This window comes from Streptomyces sp. NPDC058664 (genome assembly GCF_042716635.1).
In the GTDB taxonomy this organism is placed as follows: domain Bacteria; phylum Actinomycetota; class Actinomycetes; order Streptomycetales; family Streptomycetaceae; genus Streptomyces.
On sequence record NZ_JBHXRW010000029.1, the window covers coordinates 99,174 to 107,089 of the forward strand.

The following is a 7,916-nucleotide window of genomic DNA, read 5'->3' on the forward strand; positions in this document are numbered from 1 at the left end:
GCCGGCGGCCCGGTCTTGTACGTTCTTGCGCCACCTTGCGCCGCCGTTCCCGCACCGCCACCCTGCGCCGCCGTTCCCGCGTCTGCGTTCCTGCCCCACCGTTCCCTATCGCCGCGCGCGCTGGTACGCCCCCGGCGGCACCCCGACGCTGCGGGTGAAGTGCCGGTTGAGGTGCGACTGGTCGGTGAAGCCGACGGCGGCGGCCGCGTCCGCCGGGGGCGTGCCGGCGTCGAGGAGCTGCTTGGCCCGCCGTACGCGCGCGTCGGTGAGCCAGGTGTGCGGGGGCATCCCGTACGCGTTCCTGAAAGCCCGGAGCAGGGCGAAGGGGCTGGTGCCGAGGTCGCCGGCGAGCCGCTCCAGGGTCGGCGGCTCGACCATGCGGTCCTCCAGGACGGCACGCGCGCGTGCCGCGTTCCGGGCGCCCGCCGAGCGGGCCGGGAGCGGGGTGACGATCCCGCCGTGGCTGCGCAGCATGCGGGCCGTGACCAGCCGGAGCAGGCTGTCGGCCGCGAGCGCGTTGCCCTCCTCGGCGGCCCGGTGGACGCCGACGACGAGCCGGGCGGCGTACGGGTCGTCGACGACGGGCGTGGTGAAACCGACCGAGCCGCGCAGGGCGAGGGTGTCGGCGGCGATGGACCGGACGATCTCCGCGTCGGGGTAGATCGTCCGGTACGTCCAGCCCTCGGGCACGCCCGCGTGGCCGGTGTGCGGGGTGTCGGGGTTGACCAGGGCGATCTGCCCGGGGGCCGCGTGGACGAGTTCGTCGCGGTAGTGGAAGGCCTCGACGCCTTCGGTGATCGCGGCGAAGACGAAGGTCTCGTGAGTGTGCCGGGCGAAGGCCTTCCGGATGTAGCGGGCGTGCAGCAGGTCGACCCCGGGCAGCTCGGCGTACTGCCAGTACCGTGCCCGCTCCCCGCTCGCCATGCCTCCATTCTGCGACAGGGCTCCCGGCGGCGCCGCCGCCGGATCGGATCTCCCCAGGTCCGGGCGGTTGTCAGTGGCCGGGTGCACGATGGGGGGCATGGTCAGGTCCGCGCTCGACTCGTTCTCCCCCGCGACCCGTGGTTGGTTCACCGGGGCCTTCACCGCGCCCACGGCCGCGCAGGAGGGCGCCTGGCAGGCCATCGGCGCGGGCTCCGACGTCCTCGTCGTGGCTCCGACCGGCTCGGGCAAGACGCTGGCCGCCTTCCTCGCCTCCCTGGACCGGCTGGCCTCCGCGCCCCCGCCGGCCGAGCCGAGGAAGCGCTGCCGCGTGCTGTACGTGTCACCGCTGAAGGCGCTCGCCGTGGACGTCGAGCGGAACCTGCGCTCGCCGCTGACCGGTATCCGCCAGGAGTCGATCCGGCTGGGGCTGCCCGAGCCGGACGTGCGGGTCGGCATCCGGTCCGGTGACACCCCGCCCGCCGAGCGCCGGTCGCTCGCGACCCGGCCCCCGGACATCCTGATCACCACGCCCGAGTCGCTGTTCCTGATGCTGACCTCCGCCGCCCGCGAGGCCCTCGCGGGCGTCGAGACGGTCATCCTGGACGAGGTCCACGCGGTCGCGGGCACGAAGCGGGGCGCGCACCTGGCCCTGTCCCTGGAGCGGCTCGACGAGCTGCTGCCCCGTCCCGCGCGCCGGATCGGCCTGTCGGCCACGGTCCGCCCGGTGGACGAGGTGGCCCGCTATCTGTCGCCGGGGCGCGCCGTGGAGATCGTCCAGCCGCCGTCGGGGAAGGAGTTCGACCTCTCCGTCGTCGTCCCCGTCGAGGACATGGGCGAGCTGGGCGGCTCCCCCGCCTCCGAGGGCAGGGACGGCGGCGACAAGCCGTCGATCTGGCCGCACGTCGAGGAGCGGATCGCCGATCTCGTCCAGGCCCACCGCTCCACGATCGTCTTCGCCAACTCCCGCCGTCTCGCCGAGCGCCTCTGCAACCGGCTCAACGAGATCGCGTACGAGCGGGCGACCGGCGAGCCCCTGCCCGACACCATTCCCCCGGCCGAGATCATGGCCCAGTCGGGGGCGGCGCAGGGCGCCCCGGCACTGCTCGCCCGCGCCCACCACGGCTCGGTGTCGAAGGAGCAGCGCGCCCAGGTGGAGGAGGACCTGAAAGCGGGCCGGCTGCCCGCCGTGGTGGCCACCTCCAGCCTGGAGCTGGGCATCGACATGGGCGCCGTCGACCTCGTCGTGCAGGTCGAGTCGCCGCCGTCGGTCGCCTCCGGGCTCCAGCGCGTGGGCCGCGCCGGGCACCAGGTCGGCGCGGTGTCGACGGGCGTGGTCTTCCCCAAGTACCGCGGCGACCTGGTGCAGGCGGCCGTGGTCACCGAGCGGATGCGTTCGGGGGCGATCGAGTCGATGCGGATCCCCGCCAATCCGCTGGACGTCCTCGCGCAGCAGCTGGTCGCCATGGTCGCCCTCGACACCTGGCCGGTGGACGACCTCCTCGCCCTGGTGCGCCGGGCGGCGCCCTTCGCCTCGCTGCCCGAATCGGCGTTCACGGGGGTGCTCGACATGCTCGCGGGCCGTTACCCGTCGGACGCCTTCGCCGAACTGCGCCCGCGCGTGGTCTGGGACCGGGTCGCCGGGACGGTCACGGGACGGCCGGGCGCGCAGCGGCTCGCGGTCACCTCGGGCGGCACGATCCCCGACCGGGGTCTGTTCGGCGTGTTCCTCGTGGGCTCGGACCCCAAGAAGGGCGGGGGCAGGGTCGGAGAACTCGACGAGGAGATGGTGTACGAGTCGCGGGTCGGCGACGTGTTCACGCTGGGCACCACCTCCTGGCGGATCGAGGACATCACCAGGGACCGGGTGCTCGTCTCCCCCGCCCCCGGGGCGCCGGGCAGGCTGCCGTTCTGGAAGGGCGACCAGCTGGGCCGCCCGCTCGAACTGGGGCGTGCGGTGGGCGCGTTCCTCCGCGAGGTCGGCGCCCTCGCCGACGACGACGCACGGCTGCGGCTGCTCGCCGCCGGCCTGGACGCCTGGGCCGCGGACAACGTCCTGGCGTACCTCAAGGAGCAGCGCGAGGCCTGCGGCCACGTGCCGGACGACCGGACGATCCTGGTCGAGCGCTTCCGGGACGAGCTCGGGGACTGGCGGGTCGTCATCCACTCCCCGTTCGGCGCGCAGGTGCACGCCCCCTGGGCGCTGGCGCTCGGCGCGCGACTCTCCGAGCGGTACGGCATGGACGCGCAGGTGATGCACGCGGACGACGGCATCGTGCTGCGCCTCCCGGACGCCGACCTGATGGGCCTGGACATGGGCCTCGACCTCCTCGACCACGAACCGGTCGTCCCCGGCCGACACCTCGACACCGCGTACGACGCCGACAAGGCTCCCGTCGGCGCCGCCGACGCCCTCTTCGACAAGGGCGAGATCGGACAGATCGTCACCGACCAGGTGGGCGGCTCGGCGCTGTTCGCCTCCCGCTTCCGCGAGTGCGCCGCACGCGCCCTGCTGCTGCCCAAGCGGAACCCCGGCAAGCGCACCCCGCTCTGGCAGCAGCGGCAGCGCGCGTCCCAGCTCCTCCAGGTGGCGAGCGAGTTCGGCTCCTTCCCGATCGTCCTCGAAGCCGTCCGCGAGTGCCTCCAGGACGTCTTCGACCTCCCCGGCCTGACGGAGCTGATGGGGGACATCGAGTCCCGCCGGGTCCGCCTGGTCGAGGTCACCACCACCGAGCCGTCCCCCTTCGCCCGCTCCCTGCTCTTCGGCTACGTCGCGCAGTTCCTGTACGAGGGCGACTCCCCGCTCGCCGAGCGGCGGGCGGCCGCGCTCTCCCTGGACTCCCGGCTGCTCGCGGAGCTGCTCGGCCAGGCGGAGCTGCGCGAGCTGCTCGACGCGGACGTCCTGACGGAGCTGGAGCGGGAGCTCCAGTGGCTGACCGAGGACCGGCGGATCAAGGACGTGGAGGGCGTCGCCGACCTGCTGCGGGTCCTGGGTCCGCTGACCGACGCCGAGCTGGCCGAGCGCGGCGCCGAGGCCGGCTGGGCGCCCGAGCTCGGGGCCGCGCGCCGCGCGATCCGGGTGCGGATCGGCGGCCGGGAGCACTGGGCGGCCGTCGAGGACGCGGGCCGGCTCAGGGACGCCCTGGGCACGGCCCTGCCGGTCGGCGTGCCGGAGGCCTTCACCGAACCGGTCAAGGACCCGCTGGGCGACCTGCTCGCGCGGTACGCGCGCACGCACGGCCCGTTCACCTCCTCCCAGGCCGCCGCCCGCTTCGGTCTGGGCACGGCCGTCACCGACGGCGCGCTCCAGCGGCTCGCCGCCTCCGGCCGGGTCGTCCAGGGCGAGTTCCATCCCTCGGGCATCGGCCAGGAGTGGTGCGACGCCACCGTCCTGCGCCGGCTGCGCCGTCGCTCCCTCGCCGCCCTGCGCCACGAGCTGGAGCCGGTGCCCCCGGCGGCGCTCGCCACCTTCCTGCCGCAGTGGCAGCACCTGGGAGGCAACAGCCTGCGCGGGATCGACGGCCTCGCCCGCGCGATCGAGCAGCTCCAGGGCGCGCCCGTCCCCGCCTCGGCCCTGGAGAAGCTGATCCTGCCGTCCCGGGTCCGGGACTACGCCCCGGGGCTCCTCGACGAGCTGACGACCACCGGCGAGGTGGTCTGGGCGGGCGCGGGCTCACTGCCCGGCAAGGACGGCTGGATCTCCCTGTACCTCGCGGACGCGGCGCCGCTGCTCCTCCCGCCACCGCATCCGCTGGAGCTGTCGGCACTGCACGAGTCGGTGCTCACCGCCCTCTCCGGCGGGTACGGGCTGTTCTTCCGCCAGATCGCCGATCAGATCCGGGTCACCACCCACCCGGACGCGACCGACCCGCAGCTCGCCGACGCCGTCTGGGAGCTCGCCTGGTCGGGCCGGCTCACCAACGACACCCTGGCGCCGCTGCGCTCGCTCCTCGGCTCGGGCCGTACGGCCGGATCGACCGCCCACCGCGCGCGGCGCACGGTCCCGCGCGGCCGGTACGGCACGCTGACGGCGGCCGCCCGCCCCGCCTCCCGCACGGGCCCGCCCACGGTCTCCGGCCGCTGGTCGCTGCTGCCCCCGCTCGAACCGGAACCGACGCACCGGGCGCACGCCCTGGCCCGTACTCTCCTCGACCGGCACGGGGTGGTCACCCGGGGCGCGGTCGCCGCAGAGGGCGTGGAGGGCGGTTTCTCGGCCACGTACCGGATCCTGGCCGCCTTCGAGGACAGCGGTCAGGCCCGCCGCGGCTATGTCGTGGAGGGCCTCGGCGCGGCCCAGTTCGCGATGGACGGCGCGGTGGACCGGCTGCGGGCCGCGGCGACCGCCCGCGACCGGGGCGTGGAGGCGGCGACCGGCCCCCGCGCGCTGGTCCTCGCGGCGGCCGACCCGGCGAACGCGTACGGGGCGGCCCTGTCCTGGCCCGAACCGCCGACGGACGCCGGACACAAACCGGGGCGCAAGGCGGGCGCGCTGGTGGTCCTGGTCGACGGCGAGCTCGCGCTGTACATGGAGCGTGGCGGCAAGACGCTCCTTTGCTGGCCGACGGAGCCGGACGACCCCGCGCTGACGGCGGCGGCCGAGGCCCTGGCCGGGTCGGCCCGGGCGGGCACCCTGGGCACGGTCACGGTGGAGCGGATCAACGGCGCGACAGCCCTGACGTCCCCCCTGGCCCGCCCCCTGGAAGCGGCGGGCTTCCTGGCCACCCCCAGAGGCCTCCGCCTCCGCCCATAGGACCTGTCCGACATCCGCCGCGGCCCCGCACCCGCCGCCGGGACCCGGCAGAATGGACCCGTGCCCGAAGGCGACACCATCTGGCAGGCCGCCCACCGCCTGCACACCGCACTCGCCGGGCGGATCCTGACCCGCTCGGATCTCCGGGTGCCCCGTTTCGCCACCGCCGACCTCACCGGCCGGACACTCCTCGACGTCACCCCGCGCGGCAAGCACCTCCTCGCCCGGATCGAGGGCGGCCTCACCCTCCACTCGCACCTGCGGATGGACGGCGCATGGCGGGTGTACGCCACCGGGGAGCGTCCGCGCGGCGGCCCCGAGCACCAGATCCGGGCGATCCTCGGAAACGCGGAGTCCACCGCGTACGGCTACCGCCTCCCGGTCCTCGAGCTGATCCGCACCGCAGACGAGCCCGACGTGGTGGGTCATCTCGGCCCGGACCTGCTCGGCCAGGACTGGGACCCGGAGGAGGCCGTACGCCGGCTCACCGCCGACCCGGCCAGGACGCTCGGCGAGGCCCTGCTCGACCAGCGGAACCTGGCCGGTATCGGCAACGTGTACAAGTCGGAGCTGGCCTTCCTGGCCGGCGTCACCCCCTGGCTGCCGGTCGGCGACCTCGATCCCGGCGTCCCGGCCCGCCTGGTCGTGACCGCGCACCGCCTCCTGGAGGCGAACAAGGACCGCCCCGACCGGCGCACGACCACCACGCGCCGCCCCGGCACACCGTTGCACGTCTACGGCCGCGGGGGACATCCCTGTCTGCGCTGCGGCGCCCGGATCCGCAAGGCGGAGCTCGGCGACCGGGTCACCTACTGGTGCCCCGGCTGTCAGCGCGGCCCTGACGACAAGACGACTCCCACTGATTGACGACCCATCAGATCCGGTCGTACGGTCCGGTCATGCCGACTCTCCCGGCGTACGACCTCACCGGCCGCACCGCGTTCGTCACCGGCGCCGCCGGCGGTATCGGCCGCGCGACGGCCGTCCTCCTCGCCCAGGCCGGCGCCACGACGCACTGCGCGGACCGGGACGGGCACGGCGTCGAGGAGACCGCGGCCCTGATCACCCGAGAGGGAGGCACCGCACACGCGCACACCCTCGACGTCACCGACCGGACCGCCCTCGCCTCCGCCGTCCGCGCGGCGGGCCCCCTCCACGTGATGGCCGCGGTCGCCGGGGTGATGCACACGAGTTCGGTCCTGGAGACACGGGACGAGGATTTCGACCGTGTCCTCGCCGTCAACTTCAAGGGTGTCCTGTACGCCTGCCAGGAGGCGGCCCGTTCGATGATCGCCGCCGGCGTCCCCGGCTCCATCGTGACGATGGCCTCGGGCGCGATGGACGCGGCGAGCCCCGGACTGCTCTGTTACAGCGTCACGAAGGCGGCGGTCGTCCAACTGACGAAGACCCTGGCGACGGAGGCCGGCCGGTACGGCATCCGGGTGAACGCGGTCGCCCCGGGCTGGATCCGCACCCCCATGACGGACCGCCACGAGCCGGCCGCCCAGCAGCAGGCGGAGGCGGCGATGATCCGTCACTCACCGCTGGGGCGGGTCGGGGAGGCCGGGGACGTCGCCCACGCGGTCCTGCACCTCGCGTCGGACGCCTCGGCGTTCACGACCGGCCAGATCCTGCGCCCCAACGGCGGCGTCGCGATGCCCTGGTGACGCGCCGGACCACCAGGCCCGGCCGCCCCGAAGAGGCGGCCACGTGCACCGGCAGCAGGCTCAGCCCCCAGCCTCCGGCGGCGACCGCGCCCTCGACCGGCCCGGTCTCCCCCGGTACCAGCACCAGGCGCAGCACCGCCCACCACCAGAGCCCCCCGGCCGCCAGCCCGATCGCGATGAGCGCGAGCGTCGCCGGCGGTACCCGTCGCCGTACCATGGCCGCCTCCTGCCGTCGACGCTAGACCGGCAGGATCACCCTGCGGGAGGGCGCACCGGAGGCAGACCCGGCGCACACCGTACGTATCGCCTCACCAGGCACTACAGGAACCGCGGACGCCACGACCGGCGTCACCTCGTCCGCGACGGACCCCAGCTCCGCCGCGGCCCGCGCCGCCTCGTCCGCGACCCGGGCCGCCGACGCCGCCCTCACCGCGACCGCCCTCACCACCACCGGGACCGTCACGGGCACACCCCTACGCGCTTTCCGCGGTGAACATCCACGCGTGTTGTCCCGGACTAGCCTCTGACCTGCCGCAATACACCCTGAGACCTCCTGGATTCCGGAATCCTTCCGCCCT

Annotated in this window: 5 protein-coding genes; 3 read left to right on the plus strand and 2 right to left on the minus strand. The window is 74.9% G+C overall.

Going from position 1 to position 7,916, the window contains the following annotated elements:
- Positions 1–105: 105 nt before the first annotated feature.
- Positions 106–924, minus strand: coding sequence for an AraC family transcriptional regulator (locus ACFWUY_RS23695; protein WP_384112236.1), 819 nt, complete (start codon positions 922–924; stop codon positions 106–108).
- A gap of 97 nt (positions 925–1,021) precedes the next feature.
- Here ACFWUY_RS23695 and ACFWUY_RS23700 point away from each other — a divergent pair, with 97 nt between their 5' ends.
- Genes ACFWUY_RS23700 through ACFWUY_RS23710 form a run of 3 tightly spaced genes read left to right on the plus strand, consistent with a single transcriptional unit; the run spans position 1,022 to position 7,338 of the window.
- Positions 1,022–5,671, plus strand: a complete 4,650-nt coding sequence (locus tag ACFWUY_RS23700) for a DEAD/DEAH box helicase (protein ID WP_384112239.1) — start codon at positions 1,022–1,024, stop codon at positions 5,669–5,671.
- A gap of 60 nt (positions 5,672–5,731) precedes the next feature.
- Complete coding sequence (locus ACFWUY_RS23705; RefSeq protein WP_384112242.1) at positions 5,732–6,538, plus strand: DNA-formamidopyrimidine glycosylase family protein; 807 nt, start codon at positions 5,732–5,734, stop codon at positions 6,536–6,538.
- A 32-nt stretch (positions 6,539–6,570) separates the two neighbouring features.
- Positions 6,571–7,338 (plus strand): SDR family NAD(P)-dependent oxidoreductase, encoded by a 768-nt coding sequence (locus ACFWUY_RS23710; RefSeq protein ID WP_384112245.1) that lies wholly within the window; start codon positions 6,571–6,573, stop codon positions 7,336–7,338.
- Here ACFWUY_RS23710 and ACFWUY_RS23715 read toward each other — a convergent pair.
- Positions 7,286–7,555 carry a hypothetical protein gene (locus ACFWUY_RS23715; RefSeq protein WP_384112248.1) on the minus strand — a complete coding sequence of 90 codons (270 nt, stop codon included), beginning with the start codon at positions 7,553–7,555 and terminating at the stop codon, positions 7,286–7,288. The genes ACFWUY_RS23710 and ACFWUY_RS23715 overlap by 53 nt on opposite strands.
- Between the last annotated feature and the right edge of the window lie 361 nt (positions 7,556–7,916).

Coding starts and splice junctions, on each gene's coding strand:
- ACFWUY_RS23710 (WP_384112245.1), top strand. CDS start 6,571: ATGCCGACTCTCCCGGCGTACGACCTCACCGGCCGCACCGCGTTCGTC.
- ACFWUY_RS23715 (WP_384112248.1), bottom strand. CDS start 7,555: ATGGTACGGCGACGGGTACCGCCGGCGACGCTCGCGCTCATCGCGATC.
- ACFWUY_RS23700 (WP_384112239.1), top strand. CDS start 1,022: ATGGTCAGGTCCGCGCTCGACTCGTTCTCCCCCGCGACCCGTGGTTGG.
- ACFWUY_RS23695 (WP_384112236.1), bottom strand. CDS start 924: ATGGCGAGCGGGGAGCGGGCACGGTACTGGCAGTACGCCGAGCTGCCC.